Source organism: Teredinibacter purpureus (genome assembly GCF_014217335.1).
Taxonomy (GTDB): Bacteria; Pseudomonadota; Gammaproteobacteria; order Pseudomonadales; family Cellvibrionaceae; genus Teredinibacter; species Teredinibacter purpureus.
The window spans coordinates 4318230-4338402 of sequence record NZ_CP060092.1; the positions used below are offsets into that span (position 1 = coordinate 4318230).

A 20173-nucleotide genomic window follows, 5' to 3' on the forward strand; every position below is an offset into this window, starting at 1 on the left:
GCTATACGACCTTCACTGCCCATTGAGTAGACAGTACAGCCAACGCAAATATAGGCGCCGCAGCGACCAAGCCATCAATACGATCCATAAACCCACCGTGCCCTGGCAACAATGTACCGCTATCTTTCACGCCTTGATGCCGTTTAACCATGCTTTCTACAAGATCACCCAGCACCGAAACAAACGCGGTGGGCAATAGAATGGCGACGAGTGAGGTCCAATTTCCACCGAAAATAGTGAGATTAGCAATTACCCCTAGCACCAGTACAAACACCAAACCACCGGCAACACCTTCCCAGCTTTTACCTGGGCTTACGTTCTTCGCTAATTTCGTTCGGCCAAACGCTCTACCGGTAAAATATGCCCCTATATCGGCAGCGGCAACGGTTGCAACCACCATCAATACCAACCAGCTTCCAGCAGGCTCTGCGCGTAAAAACAATAACGCTAACCATGCCGGCACGAGCACAAAACCGCCCATGAGCAGGCGAACAGGTACGGCACCCCATATAACCGCGCTCGAAGGGTAACCCTGCACCCAAAGCAACGCTACGGCCCACCAAACGGCTGTAGTAACCAAGAGAGCCTTCAAATGCTGAAGTTGATCGGGCGACTGCAAATACCAGCCAATAAACAAACCGACAAACGCTACAACAGCCGTATATACAGTGCGTGTAATGGGGCTTTTAAGCCCTGCAAGTGCCGCCCACTCCCATGCCGCTAGACTAACGACAACACCCGCTAGGATTGCAAAATGCAGCCATGTTCCTATAAACAGAACCGCCAAAAATGGCACCACTAAGGCAACCGCGGTGATAAATCGTTGTTTAAGCACGAGTAGCCTCGTTTTTAAGTTGATCGCCCGTTTTGCCAAAACGGCGCTGACGACTAAAGTAATCATCAACCGCTGCCCTTAACGCAACACCGTCAAATTCAGGCCAAAGCAATTCAGAAAAATAAAGTTCGGCATAGGCCGCCTGCCACAACAAGAAGTTGCTGATGCGCTGCTCGCCGCCGGTACGAATAAGTAAATCTAGAGGAGGAAGTGAAGCTGTACTGACATGCTCGGAAAGGCTTGCCTCAGTTATATCTGTGATGGCCATTTGGCCCATGACAACTTTCTGCGCAAGTATTTGTGCCGATTGGGCAATATCCCAACAACCGCCATAATCGGCCGCTATCACCAGCGTTGAATCACCGCTGTCGGCAATCCTTTCCGCTTCATCAATAGCCTTAAGTAGTTTTTTATCAAACCGAGAACGATTGCCGATAACTTTCAAGGCCACGCCCTCATCAGCTAGCTTTCTAGCCTCTTTTTTGAGGTAGCTATAAAACAACCCCATTAAGGCTTCTACCTCAATGGGCGGTCGACGCCAATTTTCACTACTAAAAGCAAACAACGTAAGCGCTTCCACGCCCTGCTCGCGACACGCACTCAACACATCGCGAATACGTTCTACGCCCGCTTTATGCCCAGCGATCCCAGAGCGGCCCTGTAGTTTAGCCCAACGGTTATTGCCGTCCATAATAATGGCGACGTGGCGGAGAGGGTGCGAATTCACATTATCGGTAACTATCATAACTATGCGGTAAAGCGGCTAACAAATGGCCTACAAACAGAATCAAACGCAAGGGCTGCCGCGCTGACGGAAGGGGCTTGCATTCGACTCACTGTAGATTCCCGCTCACGCAGGAATAAGGACCTAGTAGGCACGTTTTATATTTCCATCAGATCCTTTTCTTTAACCACTAAAGCTTTATCCGCTTCGGCAATATATTTATCGGTAATTTTCTGGATTTCATCCTGCGCTCGACGATCGTCGTCTTCACCAATTTCTTTATCTTTCAGCAGGTCTTTCACGTGTGAGATAGCATCTCTACGAATATTGCGTATTGAGATTCGACCATTCTCCGCTTCAGTACGCGCCTGCTTGATATACCCTTTACGCGACTCTTCTGTTAACGCGGGCATAGGTACCCGTATCAGTTCGCCAGTAGTCACAGGGTTTAAGCCGAGGTCCGACTTCATAATGGCTTTTTCAATTTCCGGCACCATGGACTTCTCCCACGGGCTTAATGACAAGGTACGCGCATCTAGAACCGATACGTTCGCCACCTGAGACAACGGCGTTGGATTGCCATAATAAGATACCATCACACCGTCGAGAATACTGGGATGCGCACGCCCAGTACGTATTTTGTTAAAGTTAACAGCCAACACCTCAACACTTTTAACCATGCGCGCTTCAGCATCTTTCTTAATATCATTTAGCATTCTTTACACCTCGTCTATCGAATCTACTATCAGGGTGCCCTCTTCTTCGCCCACCACAATACTCAGCAATGCACCCGGTTTTGTCATTTGAAATACGCGTACTGGCATCGCATGATCACGACACAGACAAATCGCGGTCAGATCCATAACGCCTAGCTTGTCCTGCAGCAGTTTGTCGTACGTCAGGTAATCATAGCGAGTGGCCGCAGGGTCTTTCACTGGATCCGCGGTATAAACACCATCAACCTTTGTTGCCTTCAGCACAATCTCAGCTTCAACTTCAATTGCACGCAACGCTGCTGCAGAGTCAGTGGTAAAGAAAGGGTTGCCGGTACCGGCGGAGAAAATAACAACTTCACCGTTCTCGAGTAAGCGAATCGCTTTTCGACGGTCATATTGATCCGTTACACCATGCATAGGGATAGCGGACATAACTGTAGACGATATATTGGAACGCTCTAACGCGTCACGCATGGCCAAAGCATTCATGACCGTAGCCAACATACCCATGTGATCACCCGTCACACGGTCCAGACCGGCTTCGCTCAATGCGGCACCGCGAAACAAATTACCACCACCAATAACAAGGCCGACTTGAACACCAATTCCGACCAACTGACCGATTTCCAAAGCCATTTTGTCGAGCACTTTAGGGTCGATTCCAAAACCTTCATCGCCCATCAATTGCTCGCCACTTAACTTAAGCAAAATTCTCTTATATTTGCGATCACGCCCATTTGCCATGTAAGACCCTCTCCTGATTCGACCAATAACTGCCTAAAATTCACCCTACCATTAGGGCAGGACAAATAAATTCGCGAGAGTTTAACAGAAAAAAGGCGGGAGTTGCGTCCCGCCTTTTTCGATTCCGCTTAACTGACTGTAGGCAATCAGGAAGATTTAGAGGCCGCAACCTGCGCTGCAACTTCCGCAGCAAAATCTTCTTCTTTCTTTTCGATGCCTTCACCCACTTCGAAGCGAACAAATCGCACTATTTCAGCGCCAGCTTGCTTCACCAAGTTACCCACGGTAACTTCAGGGTCTTTAACGAACGCCTGCTCTACCAAACTATTCTCTTTCAAGAATTTATTGATACGACCAACCATCATTTTCTCAACAATAGCCTCAGGCTTACCTTCCATATCAGGCTGAGCCTTAATAATGTCTTTTTCCTTATTGACCAAGTCTTCAGACATATCAGAAGGATTAACAACCTGTGGGTTGACAGCTGCAATATGCATCGCAACATCTTTTGCTAGCTCTACAGTACCGCCAGACAACTGAACCAACACCGCAATACGATTGTTAGAATGAACATAAGCACCAACCACACCGCTGTCCGCTTGCGCAAGATCAACACGGCGAATACCGATATTTTCACCGATTTTCTGAACCAGCTCAGAGCGGGTTTTCTCGAGATCGTCGCTTAAAATTGCTTCAACATTTTTAGCTTTTGCGTCGAATGCTTTATTCAAAACAGCACCAACGAACCCTAAGAAGCCTTCATCACGAGCAACAAAATCTGTCTCGCTGTTCACTTCTAGCACAACGGCATAGCTACCATCGTCTGCGACCTTCGCCGCAACTACGCCTTCAGCCGCTGTACGGTCAGCTTTTTTAGCCGCTTTAAGGCCAGAAGCCTTACGTAAATTCTCAATCGCAAGATCAATATCGCCGTCTGTTTCAGCCAACGCTCTCTTACATTCCATCATACCGAGACTGGTACGATCACGAAGCTCTTTCACCAAAGTAGCCGTTACTGCCATCTTCTTAGTCCTCAATTTGTCACGTTAAAAATTTGAAAAAGGGGGCCAAAGCCCCCTTTTTAGATATCAACTGCCAGCAGGCTTATGCACTGACAGGAATCCAGGCATTAACCTTCTGTACTACCTGCTTCACCTGCAACTTCTACGAACTCATCCGCAACGCCGGCAGGAGAATTTTCTTTGATACCCTCTAAACAAGCATCAGCAACAGCGCTAACATAAAGCTTAACAGCACGAATAGCATCATCGTTACCCGGGATAACGTAATCTACGCCAGCAGGATCACTGTTAGTATCAACTACACCAATAACGGGAATACCTAGCTTATTCGCTTCTTGGATAGCAATTCGCTCGTGCTCAACATCTACAACAAACAATGCATCAGGCAAACCGCCCATATCTTTAATACCACCAATAGATAGCTCAAGCTTACCCATGGTGCGGGTACGCATCAGCGCTTCTTTCTTGGTCAATTTTTCGAACGTACCATCTTGACTTTGAACTTCAAGATCACGAAAACGACGAATAGACGCGCGAATGGTCTTATAGTTGGTCAACATACCACCCAACCAACGGTTGCTCACATAAGGCATGCCTGAACGCTCTGCCTGTTCTTTAATAGTCTTTTGAGCCGCTCGCTTAGTACCAACGAAAAGAACTTTTTTCTTTTGGCTTGCCAAGGTTTTGATAATGGCCAAAGCTTCGTTGAAAGCTGGAACAGTGTGCTCCAAGTTGATGATATGAATCTTATTGCGGGCACCAAAAATGTACTGATCCATTTTTGGGTTCCAATAACGGGTTTGGTGGCCGAAGTGGACACCGGCTTGCAACATATCGCGCATGCTTACTGTAGGCATAATAAATTTCCTGTAATCGGGTTAGGCCTCCACATACCCCACCAGCCAACTGCACCACAAAACTCATGGAAGTTTCTGCAACAGCACCCAGGCGGATGTGACGGTATATGTGTGACATTAATAAAATGGTTAGTCCCCGCCAAACAAACGCTATTTCGGCTGGGGCGCGCTTTATACCACAACAACGCACAAACTTAAACCCACACGACATAATCCTCACGCTAACGTCCCAACAATCGTGCCGAAACGATTGGTTTGGTTTAGAATGGCCTCCGCAGATTCAAGCGAAGCATGCCAACGCAATACCCCTACAAACTATAGGCCAAACCATTTTGGCCGCCCAACACCCAAGAGAAAAAGAGACGCTATGCCTGTCACCATCAAAACTCCCGAAGATATCGTCAAAATGCGCATCGCTGGCCGCATGGCCGCCGAAGTATTAGAAATGATCGAAGAACATGTGGTGCCAGGCATTACAACAGCAGAGCTCGACCGCATTTGTCACGATTACATTACTCAAGTTCAAAGCGCCATTCCGGCCCCCCTGAACTATAAAGGGTTTCCTAAGTCCATCTGCACATCCGTCAATCACGTCGTTTGTCACGGAATTCCGTCAGACAAGAAAAAACTGAAAGCCGGCGATATCGTGAATATCGACGTTACCGTTATTGCTGACGGCTATCACGGTGACACCAGCAAAATGTATTTTGTCGGCACTGTCGCCCCACACGCCCACCGCCTATCCAAGGTTACCCAAGAATGTCTCTATAAAGGCATAGAACTCGTAAAACCGGGCTGTCGCCTAGGCGACATTGGCGCAGCCATCCAACAACATGCCGAAAGCAATCATTACACGATTGTTCGAGACTACTGCGGGCACGGCATTGGAAAAGTCTTTCATGAGGAACCGCAAGTTCTCCATTACGGCACCGCTGGCACAGGAATGGAACTACGCGAAGGCATGACCTTCACCATAGAGCCAATGATTAACGCAGGCAAACATCATACAAAACTAAAAGGCGATGGCTGGACGGTCGAAACTCGTGATGGCCGCCTATCAGCCCAATGGGAGCACACTCTCGCGGTAACCGCTACCGGAGTAGAAGTGTTGACTGCACGCAAAGAGGAATCGTTTTAAATATGTCCTTCTCTGCCCCTACGGAAAAAAAAGCACTGCCGTACTGCCATTGCCAGCCATTATTTTTTAACCAATCTCGCTTTCGGGACGATTTAAAAAAAGGCCCCGTAATCAGTGTTTTCAAAGACGCAATATTTGGTGTTAACCAGCATTTTGATACGCGCTTTCAAGAAGGGGACGATATACGGCATTTGATATTTGAGCGTGCGACCTTTATTGACCTAATTCTGCATTACGCATGGCACCAATATCACTGGGACGACGACATCGCGCTTATTGCTGTGGGCGGGTATGGCCGAGCCGAACTGCACCCAAAATCTGATATCGACATATTAATTTTACTTAGCAATAAAGTTAAAAAGAAATACGACGATCAGCTGCAACACCTTGTAACCTTTTTATGGGATATCGGTTTAGACATTGGCTGCAGTGTTCGAAACTTAAAAGAATGCATAAAAATTGCTAAAGAAGATATTACCGTTGCAACCAACCTGATTGAAGCCCGCCGCCTAGCCGGCAACGACATGCTTCGCGACGAACTCCAAGTGCGCACCGGCCCCGACGCAATGTGGCCAGTTGATAAGTTTTTTGAAGCCAAATGTGATGAACAACAAGAGCGCCACGCCAAACATAATTACACCGAATACAACCTAGAGCCCAACATTAAAAACGCACCAGGTGGGCTACGTGACATCCAAACAATCAACTGGGTAGCCAAGCGTTTTTTTGCAGTGCCCGCACTCAACCTACTGTACGGCCAAGATTTTTTCACCGAACAGGAATACGCCATACTACAGCGCGGCGAAGCCTTTTTATGGCGAGTTCGCTACGGCGTTCATATGCTCTCCGGCAGAGCAGAAGAACGACTTTTATTTGAATATCAACGTGAACTCGCCCAACTGTTTGGCTACGAAGATGAAGACAGCAGCCTCGGCGTAGAAAAGTTTATGCGCGAATATTACCGCACAGTTCTCGCACTACGAGAGTTGAACGATGTACTTTTACAACATCTAGGCGAAGTTATCTATTCACGTAAGCGTCAACATAAAATAACCCCTATCAACGAGCGTTTTCAGTTACACGACAATTATATTGAAGTTACCCACGAACGCGTATTCGACGAAACGCCGGGCGCCCTTCTCGAAATATTCCTTATTATGGGGCACAACCCCGCTATCAAAGGGGTTCGACCACCCACCATTCGGTTGTTGCGAGAAAGCCGCGCATTAATTGACGATAAATTTAGAACGACCCCCTCCAACAACAAAATGTTTTTGGAGCTTTTCAATATTGAAAAGGGCCTAGTAAAACAACTACGCCGTATGAGCCGCTACGGCATTCTTGGGCGCTATCTCCCAGCGTGGGGCGACATTACGGGGCAAATGCAACACGACCTTTTCCACCGTTATACCGTCGATGCCCACACACTGCTAGTCATACAAAATTTGCGGGAATTCCGCCACCCTGAATCGGAAAAACAATTTCCGATTGCAGCCCATATAATGAAACGCCGCCAGCACCTTCCACTACTCTATTTGGCCGGCGTGTTTCACGACATTGGCAAAGGTCGCGGCGGCGACCACTCTACCCTCGGCTCCCAAGATGCTATCGACTTCGGTCATCAGCACGGGCTGCGCGGTAAGGACACTCGACTCATTGCGTGGCTGGTCGAAAAACATTTGTTGATGTCTTACGTCTCCCAGAAAAAAGATATTTCAGACCCAGAAGTTATCTACGATTTTGCGCTAGAAGTGGGAGACCAACGTCACCTCGATTATCTCTATGCACTTACTGTGGCCGATATGCGCGGCACCAACCCCGATATATGGAATACATGGCGTGCCAGTCTCATGCGCCAACTGTACATGGAAACCAAACGAGCGCTGCGGCGCGGTTTGGAAAACACCATAGATAAACAGGAAACAATCGAAGAAACTCAACAGCTCGCTCTCGCAAAACTTGCTGACAAAAATCTATCGTCAACGGCTGCACAGCATATTTGGGACGATCTCGGAGATGAATATTTCATTCGAGAATCACATTTAGACATCGCGTGGCAAACAGAAGCAATCATAGCGCACAAAAAAGACGAACCGCTCATAATCGTCAGCGAAACAACCGCACTGGAGTTTGAAGGCGCGACACAAATATTTATTCGAACCAAGGATGAAAGCAATATTTTTACTGCCGTTGCAAACTGCTTGGCCTCACTACAACTCAACATTCAAGATGCTCGGCTTTACTCATCAACAGACGGCTATACCGTGGATACTTTCTACGTACTGGATGACGACGGACAACCTATTGGGGACAACCCTAAACGATACAAAAAAATTGTCGCCGCTCTTTACGAAGAACTCGAACTGCTAGACGAATACACCAACGTTGTACGACAACGAACACCGCGCGCGCTTAAGCAATTTGCCGTTCCGACACAAACGAGCATTAGCAATGATATCGTTAGCGGTTACACCGTTCTCGAAGTGATAAGCCCCGATAGAACAGGGCTACTCGCCACCATTGGCCAAGTATTTATGGACCATAACATCCAACTTCAAAACGCAAAAATTGCGACACTAGGTGAAAGGGTCGAAGATGTATTTTTTGTAACAGATACCGACGGTAACCCTCTCGGTTCTGCCAGCCAGTGTAACGAGTTACAAACAGCAATATGCTCTCGACTAGACCAACGAGTTGAACAAGAATTAGCTTCCTGAGACACCCAGATGAATCCATTGCTACAACAGCTGCACCCCTATCCATTTGAAAAGTTAGGGGCGCTCAAAACCAACATTACGCCGCCGCCGGCTCTCGAACATATCGCACTTTCAATCGGCGAGCCTAAGCATGAACCACCGGCACATGTATTAAACAGGCTTAGTGAGCAACTCTCTAAAGTTGCTCACTACCCGTCAACAAAAGGCTTACCGGAGCTGCGCTCAGCAATGGCGGCCTGGGCAAGTAAGCGCTTTAATTTAACGAATGGCAGTTTATCCCCAGACGACAACATATTGCCCGTTAACGGCACGCGAGAAGCCCTATTTGCGTTTGTACAGGCCAGTATTAATAGTAACTCGCTTCAAAAGCCCAAAGTGCTAATGCCGAACCCTTTCTATCAAATTTATGAGGGCGCTGCACTCTTAGCCGGCGCTGAACCTGTCTTTTTAAATTGCACACCCGAGAATGGTTTTCAACCTGATTACAGCCTTATAGACGACGACACCTGGCGAGACTGCCAGCTACTATTTATTTGTACGCCAGGCAACCCGACCGGCGCAGTCATGAGCATTGAACAACTGCAGGCACTTATTCAGCTCGCCGACGAACATGATTTCATTATTGCAAGCGACGAATGCTACTCCGAGTTATATTTCGACGAAGCCAATCCGCCGGCAGGCTTACTGCAAGCCTGCGCCAATATGGCCCGCGATAACTTCGAGCGCTGTATTGTTTTTCATAGCCTCTCTAAACGATCCAATTTACCCGGCTTACGATCAGGTTTCGTCGCAGGCGATAAGAATTTATTGGCGCCTTTTTTTCAGTATCGCACCTATCACGGAAGTGCAATGCCCGTGCATACACAGCTCGCCAGTATTGCGGCATGGCAAGATGAAGCTCACGTTAAAAGTAATCGTGACTTATACCGCAAAAAATTCGAATGCGTTCTAAGGATACTGGGTGACAGCCTGAGAGTGGAGCGCCCCGAAGCCAGTTTTTATCTTTGGGCTGAAACTCCTATAGCCGATACGGAATTCGCGCAGCGCCTTTTTGCCGAATATAATATAACCGTATTACCCGGCAGTTATTTAGCCCGCGATACCGAAAACGGCAATCCTGGTAAAAACCGTATTCGCATGGCGCTAGTCGCCTCGCTAGAAGAATGCGAACAAGCCGCCATTCGCATACGCGATTTTTGTCAGCAGCTTTAGGCGCTAAAAAATCTTATGCTTAAACAAGAACGTGTAGAGTTTATTCTCTCAGACCTAAAAAAGCGCTACCCTAACCCGCCCATTCCTCTTGACCACAAGGACACCTACACCTTGCTGGTTGCAGTGCTTCTTTCTGCACAATGTACAGATGAACGCGTCAACCAAGTTACGCCCGCGCTCTGGCAACTGGCCGACAACTGTTACGACATGGCGAAACAAAACGTTGACGACATTCGGGCCATCATTCGTCCCTGCGGTCTATCACCGCAGAAATCAAAAGCCATTCAAAAACTATCTGAAATACTTGTGGAAACGTTCAACGGAGAAGTCCCCAATGACATGGAAGCGCTCGAAACGCTTCCCGGCGTTGGACACAAAACAGCAGGAGTGGTGATGGTACAAGCTTTTAACGTACCAGCATTCCCCGTTGACACGCATATACATCGTCTCGCACAACGCTGGGGGCTAACCAATGGTAAAAACGTTACGCAAACGGAAAAAGACCTGAAACGCCTATTCCCCAAAAATCGCTGGAACGATTTGCACCTACAAATTATTTATTACGGTAGAGAATACTGTTCGGCTCGCGGCTGCGACGGAACCGTATGTCCCATTTGCACAACCTGCTACCCAAACCGTAAGAACCCGAAAAAAACACATAAGGCTTAACACGAAGAGGATAAATCAAGCATTCACTCTATCTCACCTCAACGCTTGCACAACATTAATTGAGCGCTCTTTTTGCGCTATCTCAATTTCTTCTCCATAGCTCAGAATATCTTCATCAATGTCGATGATGCGTAATGAACTGCCAGCGCCAATTTGCTATGCTAGCGGCTCGAAAATGGGGCGAAAAACAGGACACATCTACACGTAATCACTATGACCAACATTACCCTGTACGGCATTAAAAATTGCGATACTGTCAAAAAAGCCCGCAAGTGGCTTGAGCAAAACAGTATCGACTATACCTATCACGACTTTCGGCTCGACGGCCTAAAAGCCGAGACGCTATCCGCATGGTTAAATACCATTGGCGCCGAGACACTGATAAACAAACGCAGCACTACATGGAAACAATTATCCGACACCGAAAAACAACGCATTACAAACGGTGAGGCACTGGATATAGTCTTGGCCCAGCCAACGGTAATTAAACGCCCTGTACTAATGCTCGCTAACGATACACTCGTAGGATTCAACGAAAAAATCTATACCGATCAGTTGCTCGGTTAAGGCCTAGCGCCTCTATTTTTTCAACTCTATACCTTTTAACCTTAACCATTAAGGAATTTCAGATGACCAAACTCTACAGTCTAGGCCTTGGTGTCGGCACCCAAAACAGTAACGGTGAATGGCTGGAAGTCTTCTACCCACAACCTATTTTAAATCCTGCTGAAAACGTAGCCACAGCCTTTACCAGCACGCTCGGATACAAGGGCGGCAATCACGCCATTTCGCTCACCGTAGAAAAAGTCGATGCTCTTGCAAAAGCACTCACCGCCGCAGGAGATTCCGAACTAGCCGACTTATGCCGTACGTTACGCTCTAGCATGCGACCACTCGTAGTCACGCTGCTTGAAAGCGATGAGAACCCTAGCTCTGTGCCCGAGGGCTATTTAAAATTACATTTACTCTCACACCGCTTAGTGAAGCCTCACGGTATAAACCTAACGGGCCTCTTTGGTGTTTTGCCAAACGTCGCATGGACCAACGAAGGCGCTATTGATATCAACGACCTTCCAGCACGCCAGCTTAAAGCGCGCATAGAAGGCAAATTACTTAGCGTTGATTGCATCGATAAATTCCCCAAAATGGCAAATTATGTCGTACCTACAGGCGTGCGTATTGCACACACTGCACGCGTTCGACTGGGTGCGCACCTTGGCGAAGGCACCACAATAATGCACGAAGGTTTCGTTAACTTTAACGCCGGAACCCTAGGCACCAGCATGATTGAAGGCCGCATTTCATCTGGCGTCACCGTAGGAGAAGGCTCAGACCTTGGTGGTGGCTGCTCAACGATGGGGACACTCTCTGGCGGCGGTAACATCGTTATCTCAGTCGGCAAAGAAAGCCTTATTGGCGCCAATGCTGGCACCGGTATCCCTTTGGGCGACCGCTGTATTATCGAGTCAGGCTTATATATTACCGCCGGCACAAAACTCGCATTACTCGACGACAAAAACGCCGTGGTCGAACATGTTAAGGCTCGCGATTTGGCGGGTAAAAGCGATCTTCTTTTTCGCCGAAACTCGCTTACGGGTGGCGTAGAGTGCAAAACGAACAAGTCGGCAATAGCGCTTAACGAAGAACTACACGCAAACAACTAATAGCACAACGCCAGCCGCCCTACCCAAGAGCGTACCATTGCGGTACGCTCTTCTTTTTTTAGCCTCTGGAAAAACCCTTTTTATGACTAGTCCAACACTCCAACTGGCTTGCGACCTCATTAGCAGAGCCTCCGTTACACCGGAAGACGCTAACTGCCAAACACTGATGATTGACCGCTTAAGTGCGATAGGTTTCAAAATCGAAAAGCTTCGTTTCGATGATGTCGATAATTTTTGGGCGGTACATGGCGAAAGTGGCCCCATTATGGCGTTTGCCGGCCATACGGATGTCGTCCCCACGGGAGACGAAAAACAATGGAACACGCCACCCTTCGAACCCACCATAAAAAACGGCATGCTCTATGGCCGAGGCGCCGCCGATATGAAAGGTAGTCTCGCAGCCATGATTACCGCATGCGAACGCTTTGTCGCCAAGCACCCCGTTCATCATGGCCGCATTGCCTTTTTAATCACCAGCGATGAAGAAGGCATTGCCGTTAACGGTACCGTAAAAGTAGTGGAATGGTTGGAAGCACGGAACGAAAAAATGAAATGGTGTTTGGTAGGCGAGCCCTCCAGCACCACCCACACCGGTGATGTCATTAAAAATGGTCGCCGCGGCTCATTAGGGTGCGAACTTACGGTGAAAGGCATCCAAGGGCATGTTGCTTACCCGCACCTTGCCAAAAACCCCATTCATATAGCCGCCCCAGCATTTACAGAGCTCTCCACAGAAGAATGGGATAACGGTAACGACTTTTTTCCCGCTACCAGTTTCCAAGTATCCAATTTTAATAGTGGTACAGGCGCAACAAATGTCATTCCGGGTGAAGCCCATGTTGTCTTTAACTTTCGCTTTTCAACCGAAACAACTGCAGAAGCGTTACAAGCGCGCACTGAAGCCATATTGGATAAGCACCAACTAGAATACGATATTCATTGGAACCTTTCAGGCCAGCCTTTTTTAACCGCTGCCGGTGAATTAGTCGACGCAGCTGTTAACGCGATCAAAACGGTAGCCGGTATCGAAACCGAATTATCGACCGCCGGCGGCACGTCGGACGGGCGCTTTATCGCACCCACAGGCGCGCAAGTATTAGAACTTGGCCCCGTTAACAAAACAATCCACCAAATTAATGAATGTGTGAACGTGGAAGATTTAGATAAGCTGAGCGAAATGTATCAAAGTATTCTTACCACTTTAATGACAAAAGGCTAAGCTTAGTTTTTTACATATTAGACGCTCGTAATCCGAAAAACAGGCTCAGATACAAAAACACATGGTTCGTGTAAATGAATTTTTTATTAATCGCCCCATGAGCTTAGCGCACGAGCCTTTAGGGCGATAGACACAATCACATTATTTACACGCCGTTTAGCCTGACAATAACCAGCCCTTACATTAGAAGAATACACATATGAATAACCTAACGCACCTTAACGAAAACGGTGAAGCCCATATGGTTGACGTGGGCGGTAAAGACATAACCCACCGGACCGCCACCGCGTCGAGCACGATCACAATGCAGCCAGAAACACTGGCCATGATCACCGAGGGTAAGCATAAAAAAGGCGATGTTTTTGCCGTCGCACGGATTGCCGGCATACAGGCTGCCAAAAAGTGCAGTGATTTAATCCCCCTTTGTCATCCACTTATGCTGACTAAAATTGCGGTTGAGATACAACCACAACCGAAAAAAAACACAGTCGTTATACGGGCCACTTGCCAGCTCGACGGTAAAACGGGGGTAGAAATGGAAGCACTTACTGCGGCGTCGATTGCGGCCTTAACCATTTATGACATGTGTAAAGCGGTAGATAAGGGCATGATTATTGGCGATACCAAACTGCTCGAAAAAATAGGTGGCAAATCAGGAACGTGGATCGCGAATGTCTAATTCAAATAATACAATCACCCTTTTATATTTCGCTAGTCTTGGCGAAAACTTAGGCACCACCCAAGAAACACTACCGTTAAACGGTATAGCGAACATTGCCGAGCTAATCGCAACGCTAAGCCAACGCGATTCAATTTGGGCAGAACAATTACGCTCAACTAAAATAAAATGTGCCGTCAACCAAACGATTAGGCATTACGAACATCCTTTACAGCACGGCGATGAAGTCGCGTTTTTTCCACCGGTAACGGGAGGCTAAAGTGATACGCGTACAAACTCAAGACTTTGACGTATCCCAAGAGTACACAGCGCTGCGCTGCGCCGGCGACAGTGGCGCGGTTGTCACGTTTGTTGGGCTGGTCCGCGAATTTACGTCCGGCGGCGCTTCTAACAACACCACATTCGAACTACAACATTATCCGGGCATGACAGAAAAAGTGTTAGACAAAATTGAAAGCCAAGCGCACAAGCGGTGGGCCTTGATGGAAACGACAATAATTCATCGCGTTGGCTCACTCCAAACCAACGATCAAATTGTCTTTGTAGGCGTTAGCAGTAAACACCGAGGAAATGCGTTCGCGGCCTGCGAATACATCATGGATATACTTAAAACCCAAGCACCCTTCTGGAAAAAAGAAGGTACGCAATGGGTAGACGCAAAAGACAGCGATCAACAAGCCGCTGAACGCTGGCTAAAACCATGAACAGCCGCTTTAACTGGGTCGCAATAAAAACGCTACTGGTTGAACACTACTCTTCCCCTCTCGAAAAAACCTTTAAGCAATTTCGTGCAGGTGCCATTTTTTTTGTGGCGGGCCTTATCATTATATACATCGCTCACACCTCGATACCTGAATCCGCAAAACAAGAACTGATAATATTGGCTGGACTTGTTATAGGTGGGTGCGGATTTATCGTTGCTCTATTAGCCCACATTAGAATGCTGACCACCCGCATTTATAACTTTATAAACGACAAGAAATCGTTCAAGTAAATGCCTTTAAAGGATAAATATCGAAACGCCCGGACTTCCCCATCAATTGATAACCTGGCTCTCTACCCGCTAAATAAGGCGCTATTTTGGGACGTTTAACCACCACCCTATTTTCCGCCAAACCCAATGCCACCTCGAGAAGCCCCGCCGCATCATTATCATTACCCACAATGTCATGAAAAAACTGCATATCTTTTTTTACTTCAGCCGATTTTTTTCTAGACGGGAACATGGGATCCAGATAAACCACCTGATGCTTGCGGATGACCTCAGACACTAACACCTCCAAGCTATCACCTTTTACTAAATGCATTCGCGATATAATATCCAGAAGTTCAGGATCCTGATCGCACGCATAGTGTAACGCACGATTTAACCCGTCCTCCAATAGCACTCGAACGATGGGCGATCGCTCCACCAATGTCACACGGCAGCCTAGGCTTGCCATCACAAAAGCATCACCACCCATTCCGGCCGTTGCGTCAACCACACTAATATTGGCGGTTTTATTTAACCCAATGGCTTTTGCAATAGCCTGCCCTTTTCCTCCGCCATATTTTCGCCGATGCGCTTTCGCGCCTGAGATAAAATCGACACAACTGGCAACACGATTTTTCGACATTGAAGATGATATAAATATTTTTTCATCTGAAAAATGTAATTCATAATCGGTATTCTGTGCATCGGACACGCCTACCAATTCAAATCCCCATTCCTCCGAGAACGCTTTGGCCTGTAAAATTTTCGACGAATCAGGCTTCGCCACCACAACTATTTTCGGCATCATACCCCCGTAACGCTCCCGCTATCATTATACAGTTTTAACGGTGGTGGTTTTACATGTTCCTGTTTGGCAGCATCTAATAATGCAACGTACACCTGTACAGAAGAAGCTTCGTGCGCATAAACCACTACAGACACATCAGGATCAGCAACGAGCTGCTGCGACAGTAACGCCCGTGCAGCACCAATTTCAATACGTCTGGAATCAACAAACAATTCATTACGACTGTTTACGGTAAAGATTAATGGCGTCGACCAATTATCCATCGATGTACTCGCAGGGCTGCGCACCAAAGACAACGATTGCTCGCGCACGAACGACGCTGTAACAACAAAAAATATGAGTAGGATAAACACGACGTCTAACATAGGGGTGAGATCCACGTCACTTTCAACGGTGTCAGATTTCCACGATTTCCGCATTATTATTTCTCTCTGTTTAGCCTTGATCTCGCTTTTGAAAAAATGCGCTTCCTCCCGGAAGCGCTAAAGGGCACTACTGACAAAATTTTTTCTTCTCTATTTTTCCATTTCAAAGCGGACACGCCTCGTCATACCGTCGAACCGAACCGGCTTGTCATCGTAGATTTTGGGTTGAAAGCGCCAACGAGCCACCGCATCGGTTGCTGATTTTTCAAAAATACCCTCGGGCTCGGCTTGTATAACCCTTATATTATCGGTACCCCCAAACGCCGTGACATCAAACATAACATCAACATAACCACTAATTTCTCGTCGTACCGCCGCGGCAGGGTATCGTGGAGCAGCAAGATACTGGGCGATCGGAACATTCGCACCAAACGACACTTTTAAGGTGTCACTCGTGGCAACTGTATGCCCGGTTTTAGGCAGACTATATTCAATAGTCGTATCGATTTTATCTACGGTTGCGGGAAGCTCCGGCGTATCGGGTATTTCTTTCGGTTTATCTGGCGGCACTGATTTGCGCGTTTCAATAATGGGTTCTTCCCAAAAAACCTCTTGAATAACCGTTGTTTCCGTCTCGTCTATCACAACGTCGGCCATTGCAATTAGACGCTCCATTAAAACCAGTAAGCCCAAGGTTATAATGGCCGCGAGTGGTGCCACCTGCAGCCATCGACTGACACTACCGGTGGCCTCTTCGTCGATACTTATAATAGAAATTTTCTTCTGCATTAGATTATTGCGCATGGATACTCTCCTGTGTGGAACCAGTATTACGTCAGCGGTGCATCTAAAATAAACACAAATGTTTCTGAGACATTTTTTGTTGTAACCGGTATGCCGTCAATTGATAACGGCATAAACCGAAACTCTTTCAATGCAGCGAGTACCGCACGATTAAAAATCGTACTAGGTTCGGCCACAATAATCGTGGGGTTTTCTATATAGCCAAGTGTATTTACATCAAACTGCACAACAACTCGACCGGTTATATTCCGCTCTATGGCCTTGCGCGGATACTTTGGCGAAACCACCTTAATTGGGATATACCCTTGCACTTCCACGTGTGACCGATCAACGTTTACCCTCTCGATGACAACAGCCTTATCAATATCAAGCGCGTTTTCGATTTCCCGAAAAACTACCATTTGCTCTTCTGGAACCTTCGGTATGTTGACTGTAGTGCGGGGCTTAACCTCACGACGCACTTGTGCAAGTAGTTTCTCGGCCTGTTCTTTTTCGGTCGTAACCGCATACGTTGGGTAATCTATTGCCATCTGCCTTAACATCCATTGAATGCGACTAGCCTTGTTTGCAATTGGCGACTCTGTGGGTACGAGTAGCAATGGCACTTGTGCGGGAATTGGATAGTAGGCGTCATCCCATAGCGTGAGCTTGCCAACGGCCTCTACTTTCATCATTGCAATAGGAGACAAGCTACACATCAACACAGCCGTTACGCCAATTAACTGCCATAGATTTAATCTATTTTTTCGTCTGCAAGGGTCCAACACTCGGTTAATGCGTTCATACAATTCAGAACCACGTAAATAGCTCAATGCGAATGCAGAATGTTTCTGATCACTCGACAGCTCTAGCAAGTCATCCGCATATTCCGCTCGACAGTTAAAGCTTTCAACAACACGATCGTCACACGCTACCTCGGCATAAACATTTAGATGCCGGCTTACAATCCACACAAAGGGTATTGGCCAAGCCACAACGCAGACAAATCTTATAACCATTTTTACCAGCCAATCATTGCGCTCGATATGTGCAAGCTCGTGCGCGAGCACCCGCTCTAACCTGTCCGCTGTCCATGTTTCATAACAACTCGGCAACAACAAAATGGGCGCTTTCCATTTCCAAACCAACGGTGTTTGAAGCTGATGGCTTATTTTTATATGAGGGCGCCTATTACCCGTTTTTATATGAATTTCAATTTTCTGTAGCGCCCTCACTAAACCTTTTTTTTCGGTCTTGTTTAGCGATCGGCTTTGCACTGTTATCTGTTGTGCATCGCTCACGCATTGAAGGGTGTAAACCAGCCCCCAACACACGCCAAGGCTGTATAGGCCTAGCATTACATAAAGGATTGCAATATCCCGAGAATACTCTCCTACTCGTACAGACAGTCGCGCTGCTTGCACGAACGACTCAGGCAATATAGATAGTGACCAGTGCGGTAAAAGGGAGAGCATCAACGTCAAACATACGATTGCCGCTATCGCGCATAATAGGTAGCGGTGGTTTACCGCTGCAGATCGAAAAGTAGCTCTTTGCATAATGACCAGTACAAAAGCAAAACACAGCACAGGTTTTAACCAATAGTGTGCCAGTATTTGTACAAGGTCGACCGATATCATTTTTCGTCCTCAGCGCGTCTAAGCGATTTAATCCGGGCAATATTCCGCTCAAGCTCTTCAATTTCCCTAACCGATAAATCGCTACCGTCCATATCGAGCAAAGCATTCATCGCTTTGGCTTTCGAGCCCTTAAAAAAAGTTTTCAAAACTCGCTCTATCGCCGACTGACTGGCTTTTTGTTGGGCGACTGTTGGGCGGTAGATGTATTTCGCTCCTTCCTGCCGAAAGCCAACCAATTCTTTTTCGACTAAGCGTGCTATTAGCGCCCGTACCGCCGAGTACCCGGGAGGATTCGGAATTTTCGCTTGCACGTCATGGGCCGAGGCTTCACCAACCTCATACAACACATCCATGATTTGGCGCTCACGCCGGCTTAAATTTAAATGGGATAACGGTGGCATACGCCCTCCTTCAGTACCAACACAACAACTTCACTACAAGACAACCAATTCGCTGCAGTGCTGTTTTTTTAGCATCATGCTGTAAAATTAGCACTCATCAACGTTGCCCGCAAGCATTAATGCTATTTTTTTAGCACCACCAAATTGAATGAATAGATTAAATCAATCAATAAAGGCTCTAATGGTATGTGAATACTTACGTACTTTTGCCGTGACAGTTACTTCACGCATAAAAAAACCCGCGACTGAGCGCGGGCTATTGTATGCAATACGAATCTAGTGCTATTCGGTTGCCTCTAGCTTTAGCTCAACGCGACGATTTTGTTGTCTACCACTGGCATTTGCATTAGAAGCTACCGGGTATCGCGGCCCGTATCCTGTTGTATCAACACGGCCAGATGCAACTTGACGTTGAATTAAATACGCTCCAACGCTTTCGGCTCTTTGCTCACTTAACGTCTGATTAAACTCAAGTGAGCCGGTTGAATCTGTATGGCCCGATACACTTATAGAGGTTTTCTTAAATTCAGCGAGTACCTTGCTCACTGAATCCAGTACGGAATAGAACTCCGATTTAATGTCATATCGCGACGTCGCAAATGTGATATTCCCTGGCATCACTAAATGAATGGTGTCTCCTTCCCGTCGAACCTGTACGCCACTCCCCTGAAGCTCTGCACGCAATTTCGCCTCTTGGCGGTCCATGTAGTAACCCACCCCACCGCCAACTGCTGCGCCTGCAAGGGCTCCAGTAATTATGCTCTTATCACGATCTTTTTTACCGGCCGTTGCTGCTCCTATAATGGCGCCCGTAACGGCTCCAATACCTGCTCCCTTAGCTGTATTACTCGCTTGCTGCTCACCCGTGTACGGATCAACCGTTGTACAACCCGTAATAGCACCAACAGACAACAACATTGCACTAAGAATAATGGGCCTATTCATAAAACCTCCAAGGAATTAACGCGTTAATCGTTTAAAATAACATCATAGGCGGGAATTTAACC

22 protein-coding genes are annotated in these 20173 nt (G+C 47.2%); 10 read left to right on the top strand and 12 right to left on the bottom strand.

The window, feature by feature from the left end; all coding sequences use genetic code 11:
* Nucleotide 1 precedes the first annotated feature (1 nt).
* From H5647_RS19210 to rpsB, 6 genes are all read right to left on the bottom strand, one after another.
* On the bottom strand, nucleotides 2-874 hold the full coding sequence (locus H5647_RS19210) for a phosphatidate cytidylyltransferase (protein WP_045860635.1): 873 nt from the start codon (nucleotides 872-874) through the stop codon (nucleotides 2-4).
* Entirely contained in the window at nucleotides 828-1580 is a 753-nt protein-coding gene (gene uppS / locus H5647_RS19215) for a polyprenyl diphosphate synthase (protein WP_045860636.1), read from the bottom strand. The genes H5647_RS19210 and uppS overlap by 47 nt, the downstream gene beginning before the upstream one ends.
* 137 nt (nucleotides 1581-1717) lie before the next feature.
* Complete coding sequence (gene frr, locus H5647_RS19220) at nucleotides 1718-2275, bottom strand: ribosome recycling factor (protein WP_045860637.1); 558 nt, start codon at nucleotides 2273-2275, stop codon at nucleotides 1718-1720.
* Nucleotides 2276-2278: 3 nt separating this feature from the next.
* Nucleotides 2279-3019 (bottom strand): UMP kinase, encoded by a 741-nt coding sequence (gene pyrH / locus H5647_RS19225; protein ID WP_045860638.1) that lies wholly within the window; start codon nucleotides 3017-3019, stop codon nucleotides 2279-2281.
* A 146-nt stretch (nucleotides 3020-3165) separates the two neighbouring features.
* Nucleotides 3166-4041 carry a translation elongation factor Ts gene (gene tsf, locus H5647_RS19230; RefSeq protein WP_045860639.1) on the bottom strand — a complete coding sequence of 292 codons (876 nt, stop codon included), beginning with the start codon at nucleotides 4039-4041 and terminating at the stop codon, nucleotides 3166-3168.
* A 107-nt stretch (nucleotides 4042-4148) separates the two neighbouring features.
* Nucleotides 4149-4898, bottom strand: a complete 750-nt coding sequence (gene rpsB, locus H5647_RS19235; protein WP_045860640.1) for a 30S ribosomal protein S2 — start codon at nucleotides 4896-4898, stop codon at nucleotides 4149-4151.
* Between the two features lie 367 nt (nucleotides 4899-5265).
* Between rpsB and map the strand changes: the two genes are divergently transcribed.
* The 10 genes from map to H5647_RS19285 all read left to right on the top strand — a co-directional run bounded on the left by map (nucleotide 5266) and on the right by H5647_RS19285 (nucleotide 14900).
* Nucleotides 5266-6036, top strand: a complete 771-nt coding sequence (gene map / locus H5647_RS19240; protein ID WP_045860641.1) for a type I methionyl aminopeptidase — start codon at nucleotides 5266-5268, stop codon at nucleotides 6034-6036.
* Nucleotides 6037-6038: 2 nt separating this feature from the next.
* A complete protein-coding gene (locus H5647_RS19245; RefSeq protein WP_045860642.1) occupies nucleotides 6039-8753 on the top strand; it encodes a [protein-PII] uridylyltransferase in 2715 nt (904 codons plus the stop codon).
* A 9-nt stretch (nucleotides 8754-8762) separates the two neighbouring features.
* Nucleotides 8763-9965, top strand: coding sequence for a succinyldiaminopimelate transaminase (gene dapC, locus H5647_RS19250; RefSeq protein WP_045860643.1), 1203 nt, complete (start codon nucleotides 8763-8765; stop codon nucleotides 9963-9965).
* A 15-nt stretch (nucleotides 9966-9980) separates the two neighbouring features.
* Complete coding sequence (gene nth, locus H5647_RS19255; protein ID WP_045860644.1) at nucleotides 9981-10634, top strand: endonuclease III; 654 nt, start codon at nucleotides 9981-9983, stop codon at nucleotides 10632-10634.
* A gap of 213 nt (nucleotides 10635-10847) precedes the next feature.
* Entirely contained in the window at nucleotides 10848-11201 is a 354-nt protein-coding gene (locus H5647_RS19260; RefSeq protein WP_045860645.1) for an ArsC family reductase, read from the top strand.
* A 62-nt stretch (nucleotides 11202-11263) separates the two neighbouring features.
* Complete coding sequence (dapD, locus tag H5647_RS19265) at nucleotides 11264-12298, top strand: 2,3,4,5-tetrahydropyridine-2,6-dicarboxylate N-succinyltransferase (protein ID WP_045860646.1); 1035 nt, start codon at nucleotides 11264-11266, stop codon at nucleotides 12296-12298.
* Between the two features lie 82 nt (nucleotides 12299-12380).
* Nucleotides 12381-13517, top strand: coding sequence for a succinyl-diaminopimelate desuccinylase (gene dapE, locus H5647_RS19270; protein WP_045860647.1), 1137 nt, complete (start codon nucleotides 12381-12383; stop codon nucleotides 13515-13517).
* A 199-nt stretch (nucleotides 13518-13716) separates the two neighbouring features.
* Nucleotides 13717-14196 carry a cyclic pyranopterin monophosphate synthase MoaC gene (gene moaC / locus H5647_RS19275; protein ID WP_045860648.1) on the top strand — a complete coding sequence of 160 codons (480 nt, stop codon included), beginning with the start codon at nucleotides 13717-13719 and terminating at the stop codon, nucleotides 14194-14196.
* Nucleotides 14189-14455, top strand: coding sequence for a molybdopterin converting factor subunit 1 (gene moaD, locus H5647_RS19280; RefSeq protein WP_045860649.1), 267 nt, complete (start codon nucleotides 14189-14191; stop codon nucleotides 14453-14455). The genes moaC and moaD overlap by 8 nt, the downstream gene beginning before the upstream one ends.
* A 1-nt stretch (nucleotide 14456) precedes the next feature.
* Nucleotides 14457-14900 carry a molybdenum cofactor biosynthesis protein MoaE gene (locus tag H5647_RS19285; protein ID WP_045860650.1) on the top strand — a complete coding sequence of 148 codons (444 nt, stop codon included), beginning with the start codon at nucleotides 14457-14459 and terminating at the stop codon, nucleotides 14898-14900.
* A gap of 282 nt (nucleotides 14901-15182) precedes the next feature.
* Here the strand turns inward: H5647_RS19285 and H5647_RS19290 are convergent, their stop codons facing one another.
* From H5647_RS19290 to H5647_RS19315, 6 genes are all read right to left on the bottom strand, one after another.
* Nucleotides 15183-15977, bottom strand: a complete 795-nt coding sequence (locus tag H5647_RS19290; protein WP_200911607.1) for a class I SAM-dependent methyltransferase — start codon at nucleotides 15975-15977, stop codon at nucleotides 15183-15185.
* Nucleotides 15974-16396 carry an ExbD/TolR family protein gene (locus tag H5647_RS19295; RefSeq protein ID WP_045860652.1) on the bottom strand — a complete coding sequence of 141 codons (423 nt, stop codon included), beginning with the start codon at nucleotides 16394-16396 and terminating at the stop codon, nucleotides 15974-15976. The genes H5647_RS19290 and H5647_RS19295 overlap by 4 nt, the downstream gene beginning before the upstream one ends.
* 96 nt (nucleotides 16397-16492) lie before the next feature.
* The gene (locus H5647_RS19300) at nucleotides 16493-17146 is read right to left on the bottom strand and encodes an energy transducer TonB (RefSeq protein ID WP_052692223.1); all 654 of its coding nucleotides are present in this window, start codon (nucleotides 17144-17146) and stop codon (nucleotides 16493-16495) included.
* 26 nt (nucleotides 17147-17172) lie between these two features.
* Nucleotides 17173-18765 (bottom strand): M56 family metallopeptidase, encoded by a 1593-nt coding sequence (locus tag H5647_RS19305; RefSeq protein ID WP_045860653.1) that lies wholly within the window; start codon nucleotides 18763-18765, stop codon nucleotides 17173-17175.
* Nucleotides 18762-19166, bottom strand: coding sequence for a BlaI/MecI/CopY family transcriptional regulator (locus H5647_RS19310; protein WP_045860654.1), 405 nt, complete (start codon nucleotides 19164-19166; stop codon nucleotides 18762-18764). The genes H5647_RS19305 and H5647_RS19310 overlap by 4 nt, the downstream gene beginning before the upstream one ends.
* Nucleotides 19167-19448: 282 nt before the next feature.
* Nucleotides 19449-20111: an OmpA family protein gene (locus H5647_RS19315; RefSeq protein WP_045860655.1), complete on the bottom strand. Its 663-nt coding sequence runs from the start codon at nucleotides 20109-20111 to the stop codon at nucleotides 19449-19451.
* Between the last annotated feature and the right edge of the window lie 62 nt (nucleotides 20112-20173).

Excerpts from the sequence above, each read along its gene's own strand:
- H5647_RS19315 (WP_045860655.1), bottom strand. The coding sequence starts at position 20,111 with ATGAATAGGCCCATTATTCTTAGTGCAATGTTGTTGTCTGTTGGTGCT.
- H5647_RS19305 (WP_045860653.1), bottom strand. The coding sequence starts at position 18,765 with ATGATATCGGTCGACCTTGTACAAATACTGGCACACTATTGGTTAAAA.
- nth (WP_045860644.1), top strand. The coding sequence starts at position 9,981 with ATGCTTAAACAAGAACGTGTAGAGTTTATTCTCTCAGACCTAAAAAAG.
- uppS (WP_045860636.1), bottom strand. The coding sequence starts at position 1,580 with ATGATAGTTACCGATAATGTGAATTCGCACCCTCTCCGCCACGTCGCC.
- H5647_RS19260 (WP_045860645.1), top strand. The coding sequence starts at position 10,848 with ATGACCAACATTACCCTGTACGGCATTAAAAATTGCGATACTGTCAAA.
- H5647_RS19310 (WP_045860654.1), bottom strand. The coding sequence starts at position 19,166 with ATGCCACCGTTATCCCATTTAAATTTAAGCCGGCGTGAGCGCCAAATC.
- H5647_RS19245 (WP_045860642.1), top strand. The coding sequence starts at position 6,039 with ATGTCCTTCTCTGCCCCTACGGAAAAAAAAGCACTGCCGTACTGCCAT.
- rpsB (WP_045860640.1), bottom strand. The coding sequence starts at position 4,898 with ATGCCTACAGTAAGCATGCGCGATATGTTGCAAGCCGGTGTCCACTTC.
- dapC (WP_045860643.1), top strand. The coding sequence starts at position 8,763 with ATGAATCCATTGCTACAACAGCTGCACCCCTATCCATTTGAAAAGTTA.
- dapE (WP_045860647.1), top strand. The coding sequence starts at position 12,381 with ATGACTAGTCCAACACTCCAACTGGCTTGCGACCTCATTAGCAGAGCC.
- H5647_RS19300 (WP_052692223.1), bottom strand. The coding sequence starts at position 17,146 with ATGCGCAATAATCTAATGCAGAAGAAAATTTCTATTATAAGTATCGAC.
- dapD (WP_045860646.1), top strand. The coding sequence starts at position 11,264 with ATGACCAAACTCTACAGTCTAGGCCTTGGTGTCGGCACCCAAAACAGT.
- frr (WP_045860637.1), bottom strand. The coding sequence starts at position 2,275 with ATGCTAAATGATATTAAGAAAGATGCTGAAGCGCGCATGGTTAAAAGT.
- moaD (WP_045860649.1), top strand. The coding sequence starts at position 14,189 with ATGTCTAATTCAAATAATACAATCACCCTTTTATATTTCGCTAGTCTT.
- tsf (WP_045860639.1), bottom strand. The coding sequence starts at position 4,041 with ATGGCAGTAACGGCTACTTTGGTGAAAGAGCTTCGTGATCGTACCAGT.
- H5647_RS19290 (WP_200911607.1), bottom strand. The coding sequence starts at position 15,977 with ATGATGCCGAAAATAGTTGTGGTGGCGAAGCCTGATTCGTCGAAAATT.
- pyrH (WP_045860638.1), bottom strand. The coding sequence starts at position 3,019 with ATGGCAAATGGGCGTGATCGCAAATATAAGAGAATTTTGCTTAAGTTA.
- moaC (WP_045860648.1), top strand. The coding sequence starts at position 13,717 with ATGAATAACCTAACGCACCTTAACGAAAACGGTGAAGCCCATATGGTT.
- H5647_RS19295 (WP_045860652.1), bottom strand. The coding sequence starts at position 16,396 with ATGCGGAAATCGTGGAAATCTGACACCGTTGAAAGTGACGTGGATCTC.
- map (WP_045860641.1), top strand. The coding sequence starts at position 5,266 with ATGCCTGTCACCATCAAAACTCCCGAAGATATCGTCAAAATGCGCATC.